The 24536-nt window shown below is 54.5% G+C and carries 24 protein-coding genes; 12 read left to right on the plus strand and 12 right to left on the minus strand.

What is annotated here, in order from left to right:
- Positions 1-245: 245 nt before the first annotated feature.
- From feoB to K1V27_RS22735, 3 genes are all read right to left on the minus strand, one after another.
- The gene (gene feoB, locus K1V27_RS04950; protein WP_258928450.1) at positions 246-2480 is read right to left on the minus strand and encodes a ferrous iron transport protein B; all 2235 of its coding nucleotides are present in this window, start codon (positions 2478-2480) and stop codon (positions 246-248) included.
- Positions 2477-2719 carry a FeoA family protein gene (locus K1V27_RS04955; RefSeq protein ID WP_258928451.1) on the minus strand — a complete coding sequence of 81 codons (243 nt, stop codon included), beginning with the start codon at positions 2717-2719 and terminating at the stop codon, positions 2477-2479. The genes feoB and K1V27_RS04955 overlap by 4 nt, the downstream gene beginning before the upstream one ends.
- 114 nt (positions 2720-2833) lie before the next feature.
- Positions 2834-3127 (minus strand): FeoA family protein, encoded by a 294-nt coding sequence (locus tag K1V27_RS22735; protein WP_353740517.1) that lies wholly within the window; start codon positions 3125-3127, stop codon positions 2834-2836.
- A 226-nt stretch (positions 3128-3353) separates the two neighbouring features.
- Between K1V27_RS22735 and K1V27_RS04960 the strand changes: the two genes are divergently transcribed.
- Positions 3354-5336 (plus strand): hypothetical protein, encoded by a 1983-nt coding sequence (locus K1V27_RS04960; RefSeq protein ID WP_258928452.1) that lies wholly within the window; start codon positions 3354-3356, stop codon positions 5334-5336.
- On the opposite strand, the gene K1V27_RS04965 is transcribed toward K1V27_RS04960, so the two are convergent.
- Entirely contained in the window at positions 5328-5615 is a 288-nt protein-coding gene (locus tag K1V27_RS04965; RefSeq protein ID WP_258928453.1) for a hypothetical protein, read from the minus strand. The two genes, K1V27_RS04960 and K1V27_RS04965, sit on opposite strands and share 9 nt — an antisense overlap.
- A gap of 323 nt (positions 5616-5938) precedes the next feature.
- Here K1V27_RS04965 and K1V27_RS04970 point away from each other — a divergent pair, with 323 nt between their 5' ends.
- The 7 genes from K1V27_RS04970 (at position 5939) to K1V27_RS05000 (ending at position 11373) form a co-directional block, all read left to right on the plus strand.
- A complete protein-coding gene (locus K1V27_RS04970; RefSeq protein ID WP_353740530.1) occupies positions 5939-6580 on the plus strand; it encodes a protein-L-isoaspartate(D-aspartate) O-methyltransferase in 642 nt (213 codons plus the stop codon).
- Positions 6581-7087, plus strand: coding sequence for a TIGR00725 family protein (locus K1V27_RS04975; protein ID WP_258928455.1), 507 nt, complete (start codon positions 6581-6583; stop codon positions 7085-7087). It abuts the gene before it with no gap.
- Between the two features lie 130 nt (positions 7088-7217).
- On the plus strand, positions 7218-8348 hold the full coding sequence (locus K1V27_RS04980) for a sensor domain-containing diguanylate cyclase (protein ID WP_258928456.1): 1131 nt from the start codon (positions 7218-7220) through the stop codon (positions 8346-8348).
- 145 nt (positions 8349-8493) lie between these two features.
- Complete coding sequence (locus K1V27_RS04985) at positions 8494-8928, plus strand: CoA-binding protein (protein WP_258928457.1); 435 nt, start codon at positions 8494-8496, stop codon at positions 8926-8928.
- An 88-nt stretch (positions 8929-9016) separates the two neighbouring features.
- On the plus strand, positions 9017-9826 hold the full coding sequence (locus K1V27_RS04990; RefSeq protein WP_258928458.1) for an LbetaH domain-containing protein: 810 nt from the start codon (positions 9017-9019) through the stop codon (positions 9824-9826).
- Entirely contained in the window at positions 9798-10370 is a 573-nt protein-coding gene (locus tag K1V27_RS04995) for a hypothetical protein (protein WP_258928459.1), read from the plus strand. The genes K1V27_RS04990 and K1V27_RS04995 overlap by 29 nt, the downstream gene beginning before the upstream one ends.
- Positions 10371-10440: 70 nt before the next feature.
- Positions 10441-11373 (plus strand): DUF4338 domain-containing protein, encoded by a 933-nt coding sequence (locus K1V27_RS05000; RefSeq protein ID WP_258928460.1) that lies wholly within the window; start codon positions 10441-10443, stop codon positions 11371-11373.
- On the opposite strand, the gene K1V27_RS05005 is transcribed toward K1V27_RS05000, so the two are convergent.
- The 4 genes from K1V27_RS05005 to K1V27_RS05020 form a co-directional block, all read right to left on the minus strand.
- Positions 11374-11625, minus strand: a complete 252-nt coding sequence (locus K1V27_RS05005; protein WP_258928461.1) for a hypothetical protein — start codon at positions 11623-11625, stop codon at positions 11374-11376.
- A gap of 156 nt (positions 11626-11781) precedes the next feature.
- Positions 11782-13044 carry a hypothetical protein gene (locus tag K1V27_RS05010; RefSeq protein ID WP_258928462.1) on the minus strand — a complete coding sequence of 421 codons (1263 nt, stop codon included), beginning with the start codon at positions 13042-13044 and terminating at the stop codon, positions 11782-11784.
- Between the two features lie 8 nt (positions 13045-13052).
- Positions 13053-13742 (minus strand): thermonuclease family protein, encoded by a 690-nt coding sequence (locus K1V27_RS05015; RefSeq protein ID WP_258928463.1) that lies wholly within the window; start codon positions 13740-13742, stop codon positions 13053-13055.
- 21 nt (positions 13743-13763) lie between these two features.
- On the minus strand, positions 13764-14933 hold the full coding sequence (locus tag K1V27_RS05020) for a DegT/DnrJ/EryC1/StrS family aminotransferase (RefSeq protein ID WP_258928464.1): 1170 nt from the start codon (positions 14931-14933) through the stop codon (positions 13764-13766).
- A gap of 139 nt (positions 14934-15072) precedes the next feature.
- On the opposite strand from K1V27_RS05020, the gene K1V27_RS05025 reads away from it, so the two are divergent.
- On the plus strand, positions 15073-15267 hold the full coding sequence (locus tag K1V27_RS05025; RefSeq protein ID WP_258928465.1) for a CooT family nickel-binding protein: 195 nt from the start codon (positions 15073-15075) through the stop codon (positions 15265-15267).
- A 5-nt stretch (positions 15268-15272) separates the two neighbouring features.
- Here K1V27_RS05025 and K1V27_RS05030 read toward each other — a convergent pair whose 3' ends face one another.
- The gene (locus tag K1V27_RS05030) at positions 15273-17252 is read right to left on the minus strand and encodes a hypothetical protein (RefSeq protein ID WP_258928466.1); all 1980 of its coding nucleotides are present in this window, start codon (positions 17250-17252) and stop codon (positions 15273-15275) included.
- A gap of 189 nt (positions 17253-17441) precedes the next feature.
- Positions 17442-18200 carry an RNA methyltransferase gene (locus K1V27_RS05035; RefSeq protein WP_258928467.1) on the minus strand — a complete coding sequence of 253 codons (759 nt, stop codon included), beginning with the start codon at positions 18198-18200 and terminating at the stop codon, positions 17442-17444.
- Positions 18201-18513: 313 nt separating this feature from the next.
- Here K1V27_RS05035 and amrB point away from each other — a divergent pair, with 313 nt between their 5' ends.
- The 3 genes from amrB (at position 18514) to K1V27_RS05050 (ending at position 21464) form a co-directional block, all read left to right on the plus strand.
- Entirely contained in the window at positions 18514-19911 is a 1398-nt protein-coding gene (gene amrB / locus K1V27_RS05040) for an AmmeMemoRadiSam system protein B (protein ID WP_258928468.1), read from the plus strand.
- A gap of 173 nt (positions 19912-20084) precedes the next feature.
- Positions 20085-20624: a hypothetical protein gene (locus K1V27_RS05045; RefSeq protein WP_258928469.1), complete on the plus strand. Its 540-nt coding sequence runs from the start codon at positions 20085-20087 to the stop codon at positions 20622-20624.
- Positions 20625-20645: 21 nt separating this feature from the next.
- A complete protein-coding gene (locus tag K1V27_RS05050) occupies positions 20646-21464 on the plus strand; it encodes a zinc dependent phospholipase C family protein (RefSeq protein WP_258928470.1) in 819 nt (272 codons plus the stop codon).
- Here K1V27_RS05050 and K1V27_RS05055 read toward each other — a convergent pair.
- Positions 21415-23379, minus strand: a complete 1965-nt coding sequence (locus K1V27_RS05055) for a transketolase (RefSeq protein WP_258928471.1) — start codon at positions 23377-23379, stop codon at positions 21415-21417. The two genes, K1V27_RS05050 and K1V27_RS05055, sit on opposite strands and share 50 nt — an antisense overlap.
- A 34-nt stretch (positions 23380-23413) precedes the next feature.
- Positions 23414-24301, minus strand: a complete 888-nt coding sequence (locus K1V27_RS05060; protein ID WP_258928472.1) for an Mrp/NBP35 family ATP-binding protein — start codon at positions 24299-24301, stop codon at positions 23414-23416.
- Between the last annotated feature and the right edge of the window lie 235 nt (positions 24302-24536).

A 24536-nucleotide genomic window follows, 5' to 3' on the forward strand; every position in this document is an offset into this window, starting at 1 on the left:
CGTTCAGCTCGGAGCAACGCAGTGCACTTTCCCCGACGGCATACTCACTCCATCCCGCAGGGTCGGCGAATCGCATGAGGTCTTGACTGCATTCGCCGGCGTCACGGCGGGAAGCGGAGCAACACTGTGAACAGTCACCGCACATGGCGGATTCCCCACGCAAAACTCGGGCATAGTGCCGTATCACATAGATCAGAACCGTTGCCACGATAACTAAAACAATGGCTGTCTCAAACATGTACCGCTCATCCTCCGATTCCCATCCACAGACCACCTTGATAGATCGCTGCCGAAATCAAGTAGGCCGCGGTTGTGTTGAATGCCAGAGAAAACAAGGCCCATTTGACGGCGCCTGATTCCTTGGCTATGCAGGTCACGGTAGCCAGGCAGGGAGCATATAACATAATAAACACGATGAGAGAAAATGCTCGTAAACGGTTCCATTGCGGATCACTTGCCAGGCGCCGGCTCAAAGACATGCCGGCGTCAAGGTCCGCCCCACCCAATGAATAAGCCGTCCCAAGGGTTGAAATGATCAGTTCTTTGGCGGCAAAGCCTGCCAGCAGAGCGACGTTGGTGCGCCATTCGAAACCGGACCATTGGGTCAAGGTTTCGAGCGCCATTCCGATTCTGCCGGCGTAAGAATGTTGCAGCGTCGCTTCAGATTCGGCCCTGTCAATTGCTCTGATTCGTTGGCTTGCTTTGGCGATTTCCCGTGTCAGGCCATCTTGGGCTATTCCAGGCTGCATGAGGGAAGTGCGTGTGTCTTCGGGAAGCTGCGACAAGATTTGCTGTCGATCGGCTTCAAACTGACTCTTGCGCGCATCCGGAAGCAGCGGGAAGGTCATGAGAGCCCAGAACAGGATCGACAGAGCCAGAATGATGGTGCCGGCTTTGCGGATATATTGCCAGGTGCGCTCCCAGGTGTGGATCAGCAGCCCTTTAAGGGTCGGCATTCGATAAGGGGGCAGTTCCAGGAGAAACGGCGTGCTGGGGCCGCGCAGAATGGTCCAGCGAATGATCCTTGCCATGGAGAGAGCCGCAATCCAGGAGAAAATTGTCAGCAAAAACATCATTTGCGCATGGCGGGCAGGAAAGAATGCCGCAATGAGCATGGCAAAGACCGGCAACTTGGCACCGCAATTCATGAACGGCGCTGTGAGCAGTGTCGCCAGCCTTTCTCGGGGGCTGCGCAGGGTGCGCGTGGCCATCACTCCCGGCACGGCACATCCGCCGGCTATGCCGCCCGAAACGATATACGCCATGACCGAACTGCCATGCAAACCGAAAGTCCTGAACACCCGGTCCAGCATGTAGGCAACGCGCGCCAGGTAGCCTGTGTCTTCCAGGAAGGCGATGGCGAAAAACATGAAGAGTATCAGCGGAATAAAGCTCAATACGCCGCCAACTCCGTCGATAATGCCGGAAACGATCAACGATTGGAGCAGGCCCGGTGGAATAATGGTCTGCATCCAGGCGCTCAGGGTCGTGAATCCAGCGTTCAGCCACTCAACCGGCAGGGCGCTGTAATCGAAAGTGGCTTTGTACACGGCGTACAGGATGACAAGCATGATGAGCGGGCCAAAGAAACGGTTGGTGAGAACCTGGTCCAGCTGGTCGGAAAGGTACAGGCGATCGCTCCTTTGACTGTTGTGCACCACGCCCGCCTTGAGAACGGCAGAGATAAACCCGTAGCGATGGTCAGCAATGATTGCTTCCGGATAGGTCTCCAGAGTTTTCTGCAAATGCTCCGCAACGTGATCGGCTAAAGCCTCAAGCCGACTGGACAGCTCCGGGTTCACCTCCGCTCCTTTGTTGATGACCTGTTCATCGGCTTCCAGGTACTTGAGGGCAATCCAGCGGGCGGGGTAGAAGTCCAGCAAAAAGTCTGAACCTGCGATGTCTGTTTCCATTTGATCCAGTACCGGATCAATATCGGCCCCGTAGGAGATGTGCAGAGGTTTCCACGATCGGTTCTCAGCGGCCACCTCGGCTGTTTTCTCAAGCAACTCCAGCTTGCCTGTGCCGCTCCTGGCAACCGTTGGAATGACCGGTATCTGCAGACGCCGGGAGAGTTCTTCGGCATCAATTTCAATGCCCCGGCTGGCGGCGGCGTCTACCATGTTCAAGGCCAGAACGACAGGAATCCCCAACTCCAGGATCTGGATCGTAAGGTAAAGATTTCTCTCCAGATTGGATGCGTCGACGATGTTGATGACCAGCTGGGGACGTTCCAGGGCGAGGAAGTCGCGCGCCACCAGCTCTTCCATCGAATAGGCAGTCAAAGAATAGGTGCCGGGTAAGTCCACCAGCCTCAACTTGAGGCCGTTGAACAGGTGAACCCCTTCTTTTTTTTCCACAGTTATTCCGGGATAGTTGCCAACGTGCTGACGGGCCCCTGTAATGGCATTGAATAGGGTGGTCTTGCCGCAGTTCGGATTCCCTGCCAGGGCGATCAAATATTCGGCTGAAGCTGTCATTTGCCCTCATCGACCTCCACAGTGATATAATCCGCTTCGTTGTTGCGTAAACTCAGAGTGAAATTGCGCAGCTTAATGGCTACTGGATCCTTGAGTGGAGCCCGACCTTGAATTCTCAAAGGAGTTCCGGGGACCAGTCCCATATCGCGAATGCGCCGCCCCAACTCGCCTTCCGCCGTCACCTTGGTGATGACGCCTTCCTGTCCGACGGCCATCTGGCGCAGCAACACTGTCGGCATAGGACATCCTTTCTCGGCCCAAAATTAGGCGCGCCTAACTTTTCTTTCAAAAAAGAGCGGCTGAAAGAACAGCCGCCCCGTTACAGCAAACCTTGCACTTGCCCTGTAAATTCGTCATACTGCGGAAGTTACCATAATCTTTTGACTCACCCCAGATCCAAGGCTGAATGTTCCTCCGTTCACTCGGACAACGCAGGGACACCCGCATCCTCCACAAACCACTTCCATTTCTACTCCGGGATAGATACCCATGGAAGCCATTCGCCCACACAGGTTGCGTCCTCCGGAAATAGCGCATACTTTAAATCGCTTTCCCGCCTTTGCGTTGGAAAGGGGCTGCGCGCAGCTTTCGGAGGCCTTCGGGCACCTGCAAGGGCACGCTTGATTGCGTTTCCAGTTCTTGAACATGAGTTTCCTCCCACCCAACTGAAGTCGAATATTAGGTAATCCAAACTTTATAAGCTGTCAATAGCTTTTCTATTCCATAACTCGACATGCTGAGAATTTCCTTGACTATGGTCAAGTCAGTCCCGTTGTCCGCAAAGCCACACCAGATTCCCCCAAAGTCAGTGAATGTGCTAGACTTTGATTGCAAAGGAAAAGAGAACGCGGATCTGTTAGGAATGCCATAGCAATGGACATGGAAACGCATCGTGAGCCTACCCCGGGCCACATCGTGAAAAAAATAAGGAGAAAAATAGAACGGCAGATTTTGCCTGCCGGGCAAGAACTGCGACAATTGTTGGAGCTTTGCAACCATCCGCAGGAAAAAATGCGCGAAGAGGCAATCATTGCACTGCTTCACCCGCCCGATGTCGACGAATTTGCCCATTATCGGTGGCTGCTGCCCGGGATTCTTACAGCAGTCGCTTGTGTGGAGCGTCTGCCCGTTGCCATCCTGGAGCTTGTTTTTGACCTCGTGGGTTTTCTGGGCGAGATTCCCAGGGCGGGTCCTTTGCAAACTGCAACGGAACGGGTCTTGAGCCATTTGTCCAAATCATCTTTTGCCGTGCTTCTGCAAAGGCCGCTTGCCCCCGGCCCCTTTCTTCCCTGGATCAAGCCTCGAACGGTCATGCCGCGCCGCGCATCGCAACAGAAAAACTTCAAGAGAAGGTGGCGGATATTGCGCCGGAACATGCCTGCCGGATCCGTATCGCCAGCGATTGGCGAGATCACCTGGACGGATTTGAAACCGCTCTTGCAAAGCAGGCAGGGGGCCAGTGACTGCGGTTCAACCGGGCGATGGCGCAGGATTGGACGTGCCCTGTTGTTGCCCTCCGGTTTTTCTCAAGTCGATGCCTCCAGTACGGCTCGAGCAGGGACGCTGCATAAAAGAGGCGAGCGACCTCCCTTGCCGCCGCTCGCTGAGGGAATCTATTATGGAGGCTTGGGAAGCCATTCGCTGCGTTGCCTGGATCTTTTGATTCGGCTGCAGGCCAAAGAGCTGGCCGCCGTCAAGGGGCTTGCCACCGCAGTGAGTCAGAAGACGCGCCGGGTTGTGTTGAGCTTGCATAACGCCAGCCTGGCGGCCGCCGGCGGCTGGGCGTTTGAAAAATTGTCGCGCCAGTTTCCCTCAGAGGATCTGTGGCTGCAGTTTAAGAGAGGAGTCCAAAGGCGGATGGAATCGGCCAGTGGAGGACGATATTCGAGTGACAGCACAGCGATTCAACTTTTTGATCTGTGGGAAGAACGACTGGTCAGGCCAAAAGTGCTGCACGCAATGTGGGAAAGTCGGCTCCGAGCAGCCCTTGATGAGGCGCAGCAAGACTCATATGAGAGGGATTTGGAATCCTCCAGGGTGTTGCTCAAAAGCCCTGATGAAGCAAAGCTTCGGCAAGACAAAATGCTTGGCTGGTGTGGTGCGGTCAGCCCCCATCAGCGAATTCACCTGGGCCGGCTGATGGATTGGTGCGCAATGCGCAAGAGAATTTGGCAAAAAGGTCTCGTCCGACTTACTGCCATGCTGGCCGAAGGGCAAGAACTGATGACAAAGCAGAAACTACCTTATCTTGTACTGCCCTGGATCGACAAGTTCTTCATTTCCTCTCGTCGGGTGGATGACATCGAGTATTTGCCTTCCCTTGTCAGCTACCTGGAACAACAGGGTGCAGATCCCCTTGTGCTGTTTTGGGAAGATACCTCTCACGGTCACGCTCCAAGCTTGCAGCTGATGCTTAAAAGACTGGCGACGCAGGGGCTTCCGTTTCGCGGAATAGGCGTGTTTGACCCGAGCGAATCAAAGCGTGACGACGCGTTGCAGCACATCCTCAATGAGCACCGCCAAACTCGTTTGTTCGCCCTGCGGCCCCTCAACGATCTTCATCATCCCTGGTCCCTTGAGCAGCTGCTGCAAGAGCGCAACTATCCGTTTTTTCGACCTTATGACTCGGCCTGGAAAGATGGCCTGGCCTTCATCTATGTCGGCACCCAGGTATTTCCTCTGTTATCAATCCAGTGCGATGTGGAGCAGTTTCCTCCCTGGCTCGCCTGGAGCGGGCGCAAGTATCCCTTTGGCCTGTATTTCAGAGAACGACTGAGGGAGCTGTCATTAGACGAACGCGATGAGGCAGCCGATCCATTGTGCAGCGCATATGATCACTGGGCAAACCTACTCTGAGGCCGACTTGCGAACGGCTACCAACCTGGGACGTCCTGCCGGCAGCCAGATTCTTTCCAAAGGACGCCAGCCGCCAATGGGTACTTTGTCCTCGCCTTTGAGCGGATAAAAATGAATGGCCGCCGCGCCTGCGGGAACCGTCGCTCTACTGAAAGCACTTTCCCCTGCGTCATAGCGGTAGAGGTAATAATGCCCGCCCTCGGATAACTCAAAGGTCTCATAGATCCAGACGCCGGGGTCGCGGATAATGTCCACCAAGCCATATTCCTTTTCGGACATCTTGACTCTCCTCTTGGTCCAGGCTCTCTGACTCTTCCAAATAATAACAATGGATTCCAAAAGTTGCCATTGATCTCCACAAGCAAATCGAAGTGCGGCTCCAATTCCTTCCGCTGCTGCAATACTGAGGCTGTTTTGAAGATTGGACAGATCAATGCAAAAGGAATGGCGCGGGAGCGCCGCCTGGCACCCAGTAAAAACCGTTGACAATGTTATCCATTTCATCTTTAGTTTTATGGCTAACAGATAACTGAGACGGTAAGCAATTGCTGCGCTGCATATTTAGACTTCTCAACAATTTCAGAAAATCAGAGTGGTCCATGATCAACTTTCAAAAAGCGCGCGATCGTATGGTTGAGACGCAGCTGATCAGCCGGGGGATTAAAGACCCGCGAGTGCTCGAGGCAATGCGCAAGGTACCGCGCCATATGTTCGTCGACGAAGCTTTGCAAGAGCAGGCTTACAGTGATCACCCCATGCCCATTGGCGATAAACAGACGATCTCTCAACCTTATATCGTAGCTTTAATGACCGAGACCCTGCAATTGAAAGGCGACGAAAAGGTACTCGAAATAGGGACCGGATCGGGTTATCAAGCGGCCATTCTGGGCGAGTTGGCCGAGCGGGTATTTTCCATTGAGCGCTACCCCAATCTTGCCTATCGAGCCAATCAGGTATTGCAAAAACTGGGATACAAAAATGTTATTGTGCGGGTGGCTGATGGGACCATTGGTTGGCCGGACGAAGCCCCCTTTGATGCCATCATGGTGACTGCGGGGGCCCCCAGGGTACCCCAACCGCTGGTCGATCAGCTGGCCATGGGGGGGCGTTTGGTGGTTCCAGTGGGGGATCGGATTTCCCAGGAGCTGATTCTGGTGAAGCGTGTGCCGGAGGGCATTCAAAAGACCAACCTGGGCGGAGTGCGCTTTGTGGACCTGGTTGGTAAATGGGGGTGGCAAGAATAGATGCGACGCCCTATTGTAGGAATTATTGGAGCCGGTGCCTGCGAACCATCGGTGGAAGAATTGGCGGCCGAGGTAGGCCGTGAAGTTGCCCGGCACGACGCGGTTCTCATCTGTGGCGGTCTGGGCGGAGTCATGAGCGCTGCCGCGCGGGGTGCAAAGGAGGTTGGAGGAGCTACCGTCGGGATTCTGCCTGGCAGTTCCACCCGGGACGCCAATGTTTACATCGACTTTCCCATAGCCACCAACATGGGGCAGGCGAGAAATGCCATTATAGTCCAGACAGCGGATGTGTTGATCGCCGTGAGCGGTAGCTATGGGACTCTATCTGAAATCGCTCTGGCCCTCAAAATCGGAAGGACGGTGATCGCACTCGCCCCACGCTTTTCCATTCCAGGATTGCGCACGGCCCAATCCCCTGTGGAGGCGGTGCAGGAGGCTTTGGCCTGTGTGCGGAAAAGTCCACGGCCCATCGATGACACGGAGCATTCCTTGCCTCCGGAGCCTTGAAAAAGGGAACAGGAACGCTCATGCGGCCCTGCCCAAGGGCGGCCGGCAACGAAGTGGGCGCAAGTCGGTGTGGTCAGCAGGCCACTATAGGAACATCATCTTATTCTCCGAGGTCGGCAAGATGGAACAGATGGATTCTGGCCGAAGCAACCAGGTTGAAAATGATACGGCAGCACTGGAACGGCTTCGATTGGAAAATGAGGAGCTTCGAAAACAATTGCAGCACCTGCTCACCACGGCCAGCAATAACGAAAAGATTTGGCGGCATTTTACGGAGATTGAACGGATTCTTTTTCGGACCCGGCAGTTGGATGTCCTGGTCGAAGAGCTGCTGAGGGAGATCAAGGTCCGTTTTGAACCCGATTATCTGGTGCTTTTTTTGAGTCATACGGACATCATCGAACAGTTCTTCCCGGAGATTTGTCGGACGAATGAGCCCATTGCCGAGAATACCTGGGTGTTGCCGCTGCCTTCGAATAATGGCTGTGCCGTCGCTGCCGATGTTTGCAGGCCCTCATTCTTGAATGACCGCGAGGTCCGGGGGCTTCTCACGGTTCTCCCCGAAGCGATTGTTTCTTCTATAATGTCGGGAGTTTCAGTCCCTTTATGCATTCATGAAATGGTGTTCGGCAGTCTCTTCTTTGGCAGCCAGGATTTGCAGCGTTATCATCCGTTTGACAGCACCGACTTGCTGGAGCAGTTGGGGGTGAAAATTGCGCTCTGCATGGACAACTGTCTGACATATGAAAAAGTGAAGGAATTTTCAGTACTCGACCCGTTGACGGGACTGATGAATTATTTCCAGATTCACACCATCCTGGAAAAAGAGGCAAGAAAAGCTCGACGCTTTGAGACCCCCCTCTCGATTCTGATGATTGAAATGGACTTCTTCCATCCAACCGACGGCGATCCGGGACTCCTGAACGAGGTGCTCAGGCATGCGGCCGGCGTTCTCCAGGAAATTATTCCGGAACAAGAAGGATACCTTGGAAGATTCGGCAGCAACCAGTTCCTGGCGGTATTGCCCGATGTGCCCGCCGAGGAAGCCGCTGAAGTCGTACCCTACTTGACTCAAGCCATCCGCAGGTCCCCCTTCAAATATCAAAATACCGCCATCTTGATCCAGACCAACATCGGTATGGGAACCCTAAGCGATCAGACCAGGCGCACACAGGACCTGCTGGATGCTGCCGGCACCGAACTGTGCCGCCTCAAGATGTCCAAGGATGAGCACGGTGGAGATCCGGTTGCCCATGGGTAGAATTGAGCCATGGGTGATCTCTCGATGGCCGTCGATATATTCGTTGGATGGGTACAGCCATCCGCGGATGCTGCTCGTGGTTGACGCGAGCGAACCGCCAAGCGGGCTGTTCGATTGAATTGGACGCTTAACAAGGAGATTTTCCATGACAGTATGCCAGATACCTGAAAAACGAGCTACTGATGAAGAGGTTGTTGCGATACTTGAAAAGACAAAAACGGTTGCCGTTGTGGGTGTTTCCCACAAACCGGAGCGGGACAGCCACAAGGTGGCCAAGTACTTGAAACAACATGGATTCAAGATGATTCCCGTCAATCCTAAATACCAAGAGGTCCTGGGAGAGCCCTGTTACCCGGATCTCAAGAGCGTACCGGAGCACATTGATGTCGTCGATATATTCAGAAATATGGAAGCCATTCCAGGGGTTGTGGATGAGGCGATCGAGGTGCGCGCCGACACAGTGTGGATGCAGTTGGGCCTGGCTCACAACGAGTCGGCTGAAAAAGCCTGTAAGGAAGGACTCAAGGTAGTCATGGACAAGTGTATCAAAATCGAGCATCAGCGCCTGATGAACAAATGAACAAATAAAGCCGGGTGAACCGAGGGATCTGGGAGCTGGTCGTCCGAATGGAATTTATCTTGCTGTCAGGCTTTGAGAGGAAGAGGACATGGCGATGGATTTTCTGCGCCCGGAGGCGTTTTTCGATGTGGCGGCTTTTCGGCATCGAGGCTTGTTCGCAGGCTGCAATCAGGTCTGGCAGGCCCTGGCCAAGATTCCCGCCTATCTAGCGGAATGTTTGGAGCCCAACGTTGGAGCCATAGGCTGTTGGGGGCGGCCTCTGCCGCAGACGGTGATTCTGTGGAAAAACAAGATCTGGTGGGATGGATATGAGATTCTCGGTGGAGAGGTGAACAGAGGGAAATTCCGTGTGCGCATTGGCGGGGAAGAAGCGTCTCAAGCGGCAGTGCTTTTTGCCGGAGCGGTGCTGTGGGATGCTCAGATTTTCTTGGGAGAGGGTTCTGTTGTGGAACCCGGTGCACTCATTAAAGGACCCACCATCATTGGAGCTTGCACGGAAGTTCGTCAGGGGGCCTACATGAGAGGCAAATGCTTGGTGGGGGATCACTGCGTGGTGGGACACACCACCGAAATGAAAACCAGCGTCATGCTGGATGGTGCCAAAGCCGGGCACTTTGCCTACATCGGAGATAGCATTTTGGGAAGAAACTGCAACCTGGGGGCGGGTACGAAATTGGCCAATCTGAAGATCACCGAGGGAACGGTCCAGCTGAAGATTGGTGAGGAGATCATCGACAGCGGCATGCGCAAATTTGGCGCCATCATAGGGGATGAGGTTCAGATCGGCTGCAACGCGGTGACCAACCCCGGAACGCTGCTTGGCCGACGCAGCATGGTGTTCCCCGTTGTATCGGTGCGAGCCGGTTATTATGGTCCCAATTCCTTTGTCAGTGCTTAATATTCCCGCTGCGACCGGCAGGCGCCTGGTAGCCATTGCCCGTTACTATCGTGATTTTTATGCAGAACTGCAACGCGGCGGCCACGAACTCTACCGCATGACCCAGCTTGGTGCCTGGGCGGCTTCTAGAGCGTCGCATGTTTATTTCTTTTTTAAATCCGTTGATCTCTCCTCCTGCAAACTGTTTCTTGATCTCGGAAGTGGAGACGGAATCGTCAGTTGCGTCGCCGCTCTGTTCACTCGGTCCATGGGAATCGAAATCGATGCGGATCTTTGTTGCATCGCTCGAAGGGCCTCACTTGATCTGGGGCTGGGCCATCGAGTCACGTTCGTCTGCGGGGATTACCTGGATCACCGTATGGATCGAGCGGATTGCCTCTACCTGTACCCGGATAAGCCCTTTGATCGTCTCGCAGAGAGGCTCTCCTCATGGAACGGGACCCTTCTTGTTTACGGGCCGCATCTGCCTCCACACCGCTTGCGAGCCGTGGGTATGCTCAGGTGTGGCCGAGAGCAAATGGCGTTGTACATGAATGTTCCATAATGCGACCTTTTTTCGCGGAACACGGCGCTTGTTTTGAGGTATAAGAACATCCACCGGGGGGTAGAAAACCATGGCGAAAAGAGGCAGTCTAAACTTTTGCGGCATTGAGGTGAGCTCATCCGATCTGGAACTGATTGAAGGCACCATCAGGGATTGTGCAGGATTGAGCCGTACCGAACTTGCCTACACCGTGTGCGAGTTATTGGGTTGGCGGCGCCCCAACGGGTCCCTCAAGGGTCACGAATGTCGCGGATTCCTGGAGAAGCTCGAGGAACAAGGGATTTTACAGCTGCCGGAGCTCAAAGCCAACGCCGGCAAGCGCCGCAGTAAGCCCAAAAGTACCGAAAAAAAGCTTGCGCCGGCACCTATGACGGTGACGGGCAAGCTCAGTGAGGTGGGACCGTTGGAACTGCAATTGGTGACCACCAGCGAAGAGCACAAGCAGTGGCGCAAGTGGGTTGGGCAGCATCATTATTTGGGGTACAAGGTTCCGTTTGGAGCGTATTTGCGCTACTTCGTGTGGATAACCAAGCCGCGTCCGCAGCAGGTGGGATGTCTGCAGGTATCGAGTCCAGCCTGGAGGATGGCGCCGCGCGATGAATGGATCGGCTGGACGGACGCGCAACGTGCCAAGGGACTGCAGCAAATCATCCAAAACAGCCGCTTCCTGATTCTGCCCTGGGTAAAAATTCCTCATTTGGCCAGTGCATCCCTGGCCAGACTGACCCGTCGCGTAGTGAACGACTGGCAAGCAGCCTATGTCATCCGACCGATTCTGATGGAAACTCTGGTAGATCCGTCCCGCTACTTGGGCACCTGCTACCGCGCCGCCAACTGGATCTATCTGGGACGGACCACGGGGCGCGGCCGCATGGACAAAACCCATAAGCGCCACGGCCTGGAGCCAAAAGACATCTGGGTCTATCCCCTGTGCCGCAAAGCCCGGGAAAGGCTGTTGGAAGACTTTGTAGCGCCAAGGCTTCCGGACGCCGCCGATCTGTAATCAACATGGCGCACCGCCAATCCGCTGCAGTGCAGCGAATGCAAAAGTCAACCGGATGGAATAGCTCTGATGCAGGACAGCGGCAATGATGCCGTGAGTTTTGCCGCCACCAAACCCTGTTTCAAGACTGAAAACCGGTGCTCCTCCTTCGACTCCGGCAAGCCGCTCGGCCACATCTTTCTCCAGCAGCCCGAGGTTTGCGACGGGGTGAGTCCCCCGAGAAGAACGCCTCCGGATTGCAAAAGTCTTCATGTGCCTTGCCTGTAATGACATCCTACGGGTCCGCGGCAAAGATTGCGTCCGGCAATTCCCCGCCAAAATTTTCGGCCTCGGTCTGCACTGGGTGAACATGAGAGGCAACAACGGCATACCATTCCTCCGGCTGCTGAATAACGGGTCCGGCGGGTATCAGCCGGTCGCGGGATCGCTGACCAGGGCAGCTCCGCTGCGCATCATCAAGTGCACGAGCACCGTCATCCACAGCAGGGATTTCAAGATTTCCACATAGAGGTTCATTGGAGTAGGCAAGACGTATAGGGTTCCCGGAGCAAGCATGGCCGGCACCATCAACGCAAATAGGATGCCCGAAAACCTGCGAGAGGAAGTGTCCTCATCCATGTGCGCCAGGCGGAAAAGGGCGATCATGGCCGGGAGAAGCAGCAAATCGTCGTACCATCGATGATATGCGAGCAAACGCGTCCAGATCCCCGTCACCCCGCACTGGACCCAGAAGTCTGCGGCCCTGTGACGCCACAGCCACAAGCCCAGCAACCCCATGAAGAAGGCGGAAACGGGAAAGACCACGTTCTTTAGGCCAACAAAACGCATCCAGGCCGCCAGGTCGGCCACCCGCAGATCCCTTCCCCATTCCGTGCTGTGCGCAGCCAACTCATAGGATCTCTCCACCGATGTCATCATGACTTCCGTCGGCGCCTCCAGTGGAGTGATCCCTATCAGGGTGAGCAGAAGATATCCTGCGGCAACAAAAATCGCCGGACGCAGCCGGCCCGGCATGAACATCACCATCCAGAAGAAGGGAGCCCCGATGGATGCCTTGACCAGGGAAAAAAGGATGAGCAGACTCGCCGGCAGATCGTATTTTATCGATGCAGGCTGCCTCCTCAGGATCAAAAGGCCGGTCAGCAGCATGGGCAGGATGTGCACGATGAGCTGCCCGTTGCCGATGGTGGCGCCGGTGGCGTACATGGACAGCGGCAGCAGCGCCATGAAGCGACGTTGAAATTTGTTCACGGCCCCTGACTCCCGGACGGTGATGTGCACCAGCCAAACCAGCATGGCGACAGTGGTTGCCGCCCACAGCCAGCGGACAGCAGTCAGTGACAGCCAGCCCATGAAAGGCCACAGCATGACGAAACTCGCCGGCTGATAGACCGACCGCCAAATGCCGGCCGATGATTTCTTGGCGGCAAACCACAGATGCACCTCCCAATAGCGCAGCTTCAGGTCGATAGCGTTATGCACGTCGCTCAGGGGATTGACTTCAGCGTCAGAAAGCAGGCGCCAAAATTCATAGGTCAGAAACAGCGCGGAAACCAGCAGCATGATGGGGATTGCCGCCTTCAACATGACCGGCTGTAGGCGCAGCAGCCAGTCCCTGGGGGATTCCACCCGGGAGGTCGCTGCGCCGGACAACGCAACTTTAGTTTTCACAACGTTCGTCATGGCCTACACATGCTGCAGGGTTTGAACCCCGCGCGGAGGGCTTCATCTCTGCTGGAAAAACGGGCTGTGCAGTTTTTGCAGTTGTAGTGCTTGCACTGCTCGCTGTGAAACACCTTGGAGGAGACATTTCCATGGTATCCCCTGCCCTTGACAAGACCCGTGAGGAAGTCCACCATCGACGGCGAATACTTCGTCTTGGTGCTGCGGCGAAACTCCCACGGCGGGGTGGGGTCGCTCTGGCGCCAAAGGCCCGCTCTTTTTCCCCGGGCCTGGTTTTCCAATATCATCCATTTGGTGCAAAAGCTTTCTTTGCAGTACGGCCTGTAAACCCAGGCAAGGCCCGATTCTATCAATTGTTCATTGATGCACCGGCCGCCCCGGTAAGCAAGTCCCACCTCGCGCCCATATTGATCGCGATCCAGCGTCCGAAACTCCATTTCCTTCCACAGCAGTCTCCTGGAAACAAACGATTTCGCTTTTCGGCTGAATGGCTGCTCATGTTCCGGGGCATCTATGCCATACAATCTGAACTCTACCGTTGACCAGCCCTTGAGCGCTCTTCCGGAGTCACCGTCTTCCAGTTCGATCACTTTCCCCGTCCATGCCCAGGAAGCGCCGGCAAAAAGCGCCGTGAAAAGGCCAAGCCAGCAAATGGTGCGGATGCCATGCCCAGTTCCTGTGATCATCTTCTGCTCTTTGCTGCCGCCTCAGGACAATTCCAGCAACATACCGGCGATTCTTTCCTGCTGCTCCTTTTCCAGGTAAGGGTGCATGGGAATGCTGAATATGCGCCGCGCGTAATCCTCGCTGACAGAAAAATCACCTGCCTTGTAGCCCAGATGGTTGAAGGCCGGTTGCAGATGCAGCGGCTTGGGATAATAGATGGCTGTTGGTATGCCCGCTTCGTGCAACCTGTCGAGCAGGTTCCGTCGATATTCTTGCTTCTTGGTCAGAACGGAGTATTGAGCCCAAACAGAATCATAATTTTCCGGGACAGCGGGTGGAAGAACCGGGGACGATTGCGAGAATAAAAGTTTATGGTACTGGTCTGCGACCTGCCGGCGAAGCGCCACTTCTTCGGGAAAAATCTCAAATTTGGCCAGGAGGATGGCTGCTTGCAAGGTGTCCAACCGACCGTTGATACCGATATGAATGTGATCATACTTGTGCGCACCCTGCCCGTGGAGACTCAGGCAACGCATCTTGTCGGCCAGCGCTGCGTCATCGGTGAAGCACATGCCCGCGTCGCCGTAGCCGCCCAGAGGTTTTGCCGGAAAGAACGATGTGCAGCCGATTTGTGCAAGACTGCCGGCTTTCTTGCCAAAGTATCCCGCGCCGAAAGACTGGGCTGCATCTTCGATGACAAACATGCCGTTGCTCTGAGCAATTGCATTGATCTGCCGGTAGTCTGCAGGCAGTCCGAAAAGATCTACGGCAATGATGCCTTTGGGGTGCAGAGTGGAACCGGTCGTCTGCCTGGGCAGCGGATGACGTGTCGGATCACGGTCCAGGAGTGCTTCAATGGCTCTCTGCAGATTCTCGGGGTGCAGGTTGAAAGTAGCCGGATCGATATCAACAAAGATTGGCGTTGCACCGAGCAGGGCTATCGCTTCGGCGGTAGCAATAAAAGAAAAGGGAGTCGTGAAAACGGCGTCGCCCGGCTTCACATCATGAGCCAGTAAAGCCAGCAGCAGAGCATCCGTTCCCGAGGCGCAGCCGACAGCGTGACGCGAACCTGTATAGGATGCAAGAGCCTCTTCCAATTCCTTGACTTCCGGTCCCATGATGTAGCGGCCATGTGCCAGCACCGCTTTGATACGTTGGTCAATAGGATTTCTTATTCTAGCCTGTTGCAGTTTGAGATCAATAAATTCCATCGAGAACCTCTCGCTTTCCAGAATAGACTTGACCTTGCCAAAGTACCCGCCGTCGCGCGAGAATGGGTGCACCTTGAAGATTAAAGGGTTTTATATTAATTAAAGGCCAATGTAAATCAAACAACAGGAGAACCGAGCAATGTGCGAAGCAAATGCTTACTTGTTGAAAGATGGAAAGGAGGAATTGTTGCTTGAAGCCGTGGATGTCCTGGAGCCCAAGGGGGACAAGTTGCGGGTTGCCAATATCTTCGGGGAACAAAAACTCGTCAATGCCAAGATTCACAGTATGTCGTTGGTGGAACACCGCATCGTCCTGGAAGCGACGAGAGCCTAGAAGATTTATACAAACGCCTTGAGATGATCACTTTGCGCAATGATTCCAAGCAACTGTTCAATGTTGGTCTCGTTCAATCGGTGCAGTATGGATTGCCAACGATGACGCACGCCGCCGGGCTCGCTGGTGCGATCGGCAAATAGAGAGCATAACGGGGAGCCTGGCTGGGTGAGGATGCGCTGCATGCGCATGACCTCGTTGGCTAAGTTGCCGGCAAAGACGGCAACGGAGGCTTTCAGTTCTGCATTGGGTATGTCACTCTGTTTTGCTTTGTCCAGATGCACAGCCAGGTGCCACAGACAATGCGGCAACAATTGCGCCAGAGGGGTGCTCCAGTCGGTGAAAGATCCGGTAATGTCGGCTATGATCAGCCGCTCGGGCAGGCCATCAGCGCCAAGCTGTATCACTTCATCACCATCGTCAAAAAAGACATGCCCGCTGCGCGGGCACGCTCTACCCAGGACCAGGCTTGCAGCTGCAGCAGCGCCCAGCAGGCCGGAGAGTCTCATCACAAAACCAGGTTGAGCGTAGCTGCCAAGAGGGATCTTATCGGTCACGATACCCGAAACATAGGGCCGGCTGAAGAAGAACACCGGAATGTGCCCCAACGTGGGCACATCTTCATCCAATCGGATCTCGGTATAGGAAAGTTTGGGAATACCCAGTTCGTCAGCTGCGCGCAGACGATCCCAGATATAGTCCCGGTACTGGATGGTCTCGGCTATTGCCTGGTGCAGGGGGGTGCCCCGCTTGACCCGATGCATCACATCCCATTTGATCATGCGGACGATGCGAATGTCTTCACTGCCATCGGCAAGCCCCAGCACCACCAGATAGACCTCTCGTTGCTCGCCGCTGCGGTCTCTATCGGTTTGCGATTTTTCCACCCGCCCCACGTTGATTGAGACTATTCCCGGCTGCACCTGCCAATAATGGTGCATCAATGCTCGTACTCTGTGCCCGGCATTCGGTTCAAACAGCAATTTGCCCGATATACGGGCTCCCGGCAGCCACCTGACATTCAAGCGGAATTCCGGGCTGAGTCCCAATGACCATTCCTCTATTTCGTTTTCATTGATGTCATAGAGCCGGCAGAACATGGTGGTGCGCCATGCTGCATCTTTGGGGCTGTCGATCAGCAGTTCGGAGCCGGCGGCACGAGCGAAGGCGCTCGAAAAGCGGTCAAACAGGTATCTTGCCTCCGCTGCATTTTGCTCTGAAGGGGGCGATTTCAGGACGTGAATCAGCCTCCCGAGATCTTCGGTATCGAGTACCGATTGGGTCTGCAGAAAAAAGCTCAGTTCTCGGGCTCCCTGTTCATTGGTCAGGCGAGTGAGATGATAGATCTCCTCCAGCCTGGCAAGAGCTTCAATCGGGTCGGTGAACAGTAGAGGACGAATTTTAATGAGCTCCTGGTATGTGACGTAACGTCCTCCGGTAGGCGCGTTGTAGTAAAAAGAGGCCCCCGTACCCACTTGAACCCGGCTGGATTCAATGAAGCGCTGAATGTCTTCTGTCGAGTGGGGAGCGGGTGAGATGCGCCAGCTTTCCCCACGGCGGCGAAGTTTTCTTCTCACTTCCGCCCGCTGGATTCCGGTAAATTGGATACGCTCTTTGGGCAGCAGGTTCTGCAGCAAGTCGTCAGCGGCAAAGACTTTTTCCATTGCGCAGGGGTCCGAGCGAATCAGGATAATTCCGTCACGCGCCAGAATCGATACCGCATTGCGGTAAATATCCTCTTCCTCATCGCTGCTCAGTTCTCTCGGTTCCCCTGGAGGACCTGCACGTCTCAAGAAATCGATCATCGCCTGAACCTGCATGCCGTGAATTCCACGGCCCGTTACCATGACTCTGTGGTGAGGGAAGATGGACGCAATGGGGCTGAGTGGCTTGCCCATCGGATCACGGGCAAACAGATCCGGTCCGATGATGGTTACCCCGTTCACCAGGCGAGGATGAGAACAATCAGGAAACAAATCATCCATCCGCATGCTTCACTCACCGCTGAGCACTGTGATGGGATGCGAAGCCGCGCTCTCTGTTGCGGCCGCCGTCTATCCCCGGTTTACACAGGCACAAGAAGAATACCGTTCCTTTCAGGATTACTCATCATAATCATTGAATATTATGACTGATGACCAGGGGTGAGGCAAGCGCGGCCAAAAGGAAAACCATCATTGATCTGCGTCGGAAGAAGATGAAGACGACTGCAGTCGATTATCACAGTACCAGTCTATTTGTCTGCAAATGCCTCGAATCATTTTGACCTCTCTGGCTCTGAGGCCGATTCGACCCAGGAAGCGCCGCACGCTCATCATCCAGTAGTCAGGGTTTTCCGGGTTGATGAAGCTGATCCTGGTCAGGGTCTCTTTGAGATGCGCATACATCCCTTCCAGTTCATGACTGTTGGCAAGTCTCGGAACAAATGTTCCGGGTGGATTGACGCTGGCCAGAAAGACTTCATAGGTGAGGATCATGACCGCCTGGGCAAGGTTAATTGAAGCGAAATCAGCGGTGGGAATAGTGACAATGCTGTGGCAATACTTCAATTCCCGGGCAGCGAGGCCGGCATCTTCCGGACCGAACAAAATGGCTATCAGGTTGTTCTGACTTATGGGCACGAGCTCCTCCGCGAGGAGCCTTGGACTCTTCAGGGTTGGTCTATGGGAACCGGTGCGGGCAGTGGTTCCAACAATGTAGGAATAGGGTGCCAGTGCCTCCTCCAAATCATCGTAGACGTCCATTTCGGCAACCAAATCTTCGGCATTGTGGGTGGCCATCTTAAGTACTCGCGTCAGATCGCAGTCACGGGGATTTACGGCTATCAGCCGCCCTATGCCCATGTTCTTTGCCGCCCTGGCCGAGGCTCCAATGTTTTCGGGGAAATGAGGCCTGTTGAGAACGATGGCGATATGTTCCAGTTTCGCTTTCATTAGAATCCCTTCTGCCAAATGTCGGAGAGCATATGAGTGGTATTTCGAGATTGGTCAAAATGAGCTTTCGAGCGGGGGTAAATTATAAGAATTTATAATGTGAATCAATACCCTGAGCTTCACCGGATGGACACAGACACCACAATTTTAATTCCGGGTGCGCGTTGACACGTGCCAAGGCCAGTGTTTTATTCTTATGGAGAGGCGCTGGGACTTCCCGGTGTTGTGCTGCGTGGACAACCGGGTTTCACCGCGAGAGAAGTTTTGAGGGTATGTTCCGGAGTTGTTCTTTCCTCATGCGAAGGGGGAACCTATGAAGGGAGAAAAGATTCGGGAGTCGGTGATTGCCGGTTCCTGGTATCCTGCCAATAAGAAAGCGTTGGAGGAGGAAATCCGAGCACATATCGGAAAGGTCAAATTCTCTCCACCTCAAGGGGAGATCGTTGCCATGATTGCTCCGCATGCCGGTTATGCTTACTCGGGCGGTGTCGCCGCACATGCCTACAGGCTATTGATCGATCGACCTTTTGACCGGGTTTTGATTGTTGCACCGAGCCACCGCGCTTACTTCCAGGGGGCAAGCGTTTACAAGCTGGGTGGATATCGCACTCCACTGGGTGTAGTTCCCTTGGACAGGGAGATTGTGGATGCTCTGCTGCAGCAGCCTGGCTCGATCGACTACGTTCCACAGGCACACTCGCAGGAGCATTCCCTGGAAATCCAGCTGCCTTTCCTGCAGGTTGTCCTGCAGGATTTCAAGCTGACTCCCATCGTCATGGGAGAGCAGTCTTTCGAGAATTGTGCCCGGCTGGCCGACTCGATCGTGAGTGTCTGTCAGGACAAAAAGGTACTTCTTTTGGCAAGCAGTGATCTGTCTCACTTCCATTCTTACGACGAGGCCAGGCGACTCGATCAAATCGTCCTCGATCGGGTATCCAGCTTCAATCCCGAGGGATTGGCCGAGAGCCTCAAAAGAGGTGAGTGTGAAGCGTGCGGGGGAGGCCCGATGGTCAGCGTCATGTTGGCTGCCAGAAAGCTCGGGGCGACCAAGTGCAAAGTCCTGCAATATGCCAATTCCGGGGATGCCACGGGCGACCGTCACAGTGTCGTGGGCTACATGGCTGCCGCTTTGATCAACAACCCGGGAGGCGATAAAGGAACAGTGGGGGTAGATCTGGGCCTGTCTGAGGAGGAAAAGAAGGCATTGCGGCAGCTGGCCTATCAGACGATCCGAAGTCGCTGCTTGGGCGAACCGTTGCCCGAGTTTTCTCCGCAAACGTCCAAGATGACCGAACCGAGGGGGGCATTTGTCTGCGTCAAAAAGGCGGGAGCGCTGCGCGGCTGCATCGGAATGATCGAAGCGCGCGGCGCGCTCCATGAAACGATCAAGGAAATGGCCGTTCAAGCAGCTTTTTCTGACCCGCGCTTTTGTGCATTGCAACCGTCGGAATTGGATGGGATTGAAGTCGAAATATCCGTATTGACTCCCATGGAAAGGGTTACTGATCTTGACAAAATCGAAATTGGCAAACATGGTCTATACATTCGCAAGGGCTACCGGTCGGGTCTGTTGCTTCCACAGGTTGCGGTAGAGAATGGATGGGATCGGGAGCAGTTTCTGGAATGGACATGCAGAAAAGCCGGTCTGCAGCCCAACGCGTGGAAAAAGTCCGACGTTGAGCTCTACATGTTTTCTGCGGATGTGTTTTAAGGAAATAATGCCCTCCCGGGGGAGTACCGCCAGGGCGGCAGGAAAAGGGGTTTTACAGGCGGTTGTGAACTTCGGTGCGTGGGCCTTCCGGGTCCCCGCTTCGGAATTTTTCCAGGTGACGATGTAGACAAATTTTGCGATGGGCTCTGAGAGTGTCTCAGAGGGGAGAAGGTGTGGCAAAGATTTTGGACATGAAGGAAATGCGTCAGCAGCTCACGGCCAAACGGGGCTTTGAAGAATGGACCCGGCGTTTTGCGCAGACGTTCGATGAAAATACGCGACTGATGGATCTCGATGATGCGACTTTGGCCAAGCTGATACAGCCGGGGGAAGAGTCATCGATGGCCATCTATGAATTTATTATGGGAGTGAAGGGCCTGGGAACCGGCACTCGCTTTCATTTTCTGGAAAACCTGGATAAGATGGCGATCATGGACATCACCTTGTTTTTTCTGGATCAACTTCGCTTTGAAGCTATGCGCCGCCTGGGATGGGTGGAGGGCACCCCGAATTCGAGCGTTCCCATGGTGGATCTCGTGGCACAATTTGCCGATCGATTTTCTGCGGATAAACATCGAACTCCGACCCTCTCGTCCAGTCATCCGCGCTACAAGGAGTACCTGCAGACCTTTGAGGGGGACCGGCCTTCTTTCATCCGGCGGCTGATCCCTGAAATGTTGGAGATTTATAAGGAAAATCCGGAGGAGGCCTGATCCTCAAATGGATTTGCGCTAGTGCCCAAGGAACGTCTGCACATCTTGCTGGCCCATGAGACGTTGCGCGTGCTCGAGGAATCGCACGCGGCGGAGGGGGATGCCTGGGAGGGTTATCTTCTGGGGGCGATTCTGCCGGACAGCTTCTTTTATGATCTGCCCTTCCTGCAACTTGGTAACACTTCAGGGAGAGCCATTCATAAATATGAAGGTCTTAAGGTTGTTGATTTTTTCGGGTCATGGCTGGATGCAGAAGAAGGGCGGTTGACCCGGGAAATGAAATATTGGATGCTCGGGTTTGCCAGTCATCTGCTGGCAGATGGGATGATGCACCCAAGAATCAACGCCTTCTGCACGTGCTTCAGAAAAAATCTGGGCTTGACCGCCGCAGCGTGCCATCATTGGTTGGAGAGCCAGCTGGAATCCCACTGGCTGGAAGTTATTGGGCCGCCGCACGGATACCTTCCATTGCTGCACCGGTTTGAGAGCCAAGAGGCGGCCGTCACGAGGCATGTGGACTATGTTCGGCGGTTCTTGCAGCGAGCGCAACCCGGGAATATCCCCTCCAGGTCCCGAATACGCCGGTGTCTCAATTGGCAGTTGCGGCTGCTCAGGTTATTTGCCTGCCCGGCCTGGGAAACAATTCGACCGATGTTGCTCAGGCTCCCTCCGGCACAATTCCTGGGGGCACTTCTGGTGCCGCCAATATCGGATTTGTGCACATCGGAGGGAACAGCCTTGCAGGCAAATTTGAACAGAGATCTCTGCACGCCGGATTGCATGGCAAAAGTCATTTCTCACCTAGCCACCCATTTGCGTGAGCTTCTAAAACGGTTTTAACAATTCCTTTGGAATCAATGCCTTCCATTTGATAGAGTACGCTGGGCTTGCCGGAAACGCCGTAGTGTTGTACTCCCAGCCGAATCACCCGGCAGGCAATTCTATGGGCCGTGACCACGTTTGCCACTCTGGCTCCCAGGCCGGTGTCCGCATGATGGTCTTCAACGGTCATCACAAATCCGCAATCAGCCGCTTTGAGCACGGCTTCGATATCCAGCGGCTTGATCGATGCACAGTTAACAACCGCAAGCTGCAATCCGTGTTTCTCAGTCAGCTCATTTTGAGCCTGCAGGGCAAACTGTAGCGTGGTTCCATAACTCAGGATGGCCCCTTGATTTCCCTCTCGCAGCCAGTCCGCCTTGCCTGGTTCAAAACGATAGCTGCCGGCATAGAATGGATTCCCGGCCTGATCGGTTATGACAGGTATCTTGGACCGACCCATGCCCAGGAAGAAATTCCCCGGGTGCCCGGCGATGTAGCGGGCAATCCTGTCGGTCTGGTTTGGATCCGCTGCAATGAATACGGAAAAGTCGAACAAGTTCTGCAGCAGGCCGATATAGTCGATGCATTGATGCGTTTGCCCATCTTCACCTACATCCAGTCCGAGGTGAGTGCACACCACCTTGAGCTGGGTTCGGTTGATGTCGTTGAGTCGCTGTTGATTATACACCTCGTCAACTCCAAAGACCCCGAATGTACTGAAGAAGACCGTGAAGCCTTCTTTGCTGACGGCACCCGCCATGGTCGCCGTATGGTGCTCCTGGATGCCGGCTTCGAAAAAGGCCGATTCGTTGATTTTGCGAAATCCCCCCATTTTTACTGAACCCTCGAGATCACAACTGAAGCCGAGGACTGCGGGCACGGCACCGGCATTGTTGAGGCGTGCCAAGTCTTCCAACACGGCGCCATAAGCAGAGCGATTATCAGTCAACGTTGCCGGGTTGTAAGTCTTTGGTTCTCCCACTTGGATCGTGGGATAGCGAGTGGGTGCGCAAAATTCTTCGGCAAATGTGACCAGGTTTGATCGTTTCTTGTGATATTCCGCCAGGTCATTTTCGATCCCCAATTCTTCCAAGGCTCGCGAGGCTTCCTCTACGGTCAAGGTACTGCCATGGTACTTGGCCTTGTTTTCCATAAAAGAGACGCCCTTACCCATGGTGGTTCGTGCTACCAGGACAGAGGGATAGCGTGGATCATCGACTTCCCCCGTATGGATTCGCTTCAGGGCCTGAAATATCCCTTCAAAGTCGTGCCCGTCTTCCAGGTAGATTACGTTCCACTGGGATCCAACGTATTCGGCTCGAATCGTCTGGGGCATGACGTGATTGGTGCTTCCGCCGATCTGCATGTGATTGCGGTCAATGATCCCAAACAAGTTGTTGAGCTCGTATTTTATCGCAAAGCGTCGTGCTTCTCCGATCTGCCCTTTCTGCTGTTCCCCGTCGCCCATCAAGACGCCGACCCGGGCGGGGTTGTTCCTAAGCTTGAGTGCCAGAGCCATGCCCGTACCCACGGATAAACCCTGGCCAAGATTGCCGGTGTTCCATTCTACGCCGGGGACGCAGCATTCCACATGGCCGGCAAAAGACGAACCCGCCCGCCTGAACTCGACCAGCATGTTGTCCTCTTTGGTATAGCCGAACTCGCACAGCACGCTGTAAACACCCGGACTGATGTGCCCCATGCTGACCAGCAGCCGGTCTCTATCCTCCCAGCAGGGATCATCCGGGCGATGCCGGAGTGTACTGTAGAGCATCAGCAGCACATGCAAGGAAGACATGGAGCCGCCCGGGTGCCCACTGCCCGCCAGCGTTGTACTGACAATGATGCGGCGCATGCAGCGCAGCCACATCTGGTGAAGTCGTTGTCGTTGTTCCTGCGTCAAAGACGTCTGGTCAAAAGAAATGGTAAACATGGCCCGGACTGACCTCCCTTCCTGATTCCTGCTGTCAATGAATGGTCTGCTCTCTGGCTTGCTCCGACTGTTCCCCGGATTCTCCCAGGCGCCCCAAAATCTTCGCGGCGAAGGCATACACTGCGGTCTTGAAAGGGGATTCGTTTTCCTCTTCCAGAACCGGCCGCCCTTTATCTCCACCTGTTACAACCGCAGGGTCAAAAGGCAGAGGGCCCAGGTACGGAACCTTCATTTTTTCTGAGGTCTTTTCACCGCCGCCCGCCCCGAAGATTGCGATGAACCCGTCGCAATGCGGGCAGTAGAGCCCGGACATGTTCTCCACCAATCCAAGCATTTCAACATTCATCTTGCGACAGAAATTGATGGATTTTCTTACGTCCGCCAGGGCAACCTCTTGCGGGGTGGTGACGATGACTGCTTTAATTTCCGGGATAATTCTTGCGATGCTCAAAGGTTCGTCGCCGGTTCCCGGGGGACAATCGATGACCAAAAAATCCAATGCGTCCCATTTGCAGTCTGCGATGAACTGCTGAATCACCCCATGCTTCAAGGGGCCTCGCCAGATGATGGCCGAATCGGTGTCTTCCATCATCGATTCTATCGATACCACTTTCAAATTGGGCGAGTACTGGTGCGGAATAATCTCTTGTTCCTGGGTGATGTTCAATACTCCATGCAAGCCGAACATTTTGGGAATGCTCGGGCCATGCAGATCGATATCCATGAGGCCAACTTGATAGCCTTTTTGCGCCAGGGCCAGAGAAAGATATGTGGCCACGCTGCTCTTTCCAACGCCGCCCTTGCCGCTCATGACCAGGATCTTGTGCCTGATGCGCGTCAACTTGCAGCGAATGATCTCTTCTTTGGAGCCTTTTCCTTTACTCGAACAAGTGTCACACGATGTGGGATCGCACGTTTTCATACTTCCTGTACTCCTCATTCAAATTGGGCTTGCTCATACTTCCCATGGGTGAGCTAAAATTAAAGCGACTTAACTTAAAAGCAATCTTCTCTCTTGTCAACTTGCAGAAAATTCGCGATCTTAATTTTTTGCTGTAGTGACCATTGTAATCACAAACAGATTATTCGACGATAAGCGACGAACCCGCTGGCTCCGAAGTCTGTGCATGGGCGCAGCAAACTGCATGATTCTTGTC

Origin of the sequence: Desulfoferrobacter suflitae (assembly GCF_022603395.1) — a bacterium.
Lineage (GTDB): Bacteria > Desulfobacterota > Syntrophobacteria > Syntrophobacterales > Syntrophobacteraceae > Desulfoferrobacter > Desulfoferrobacter suflitae.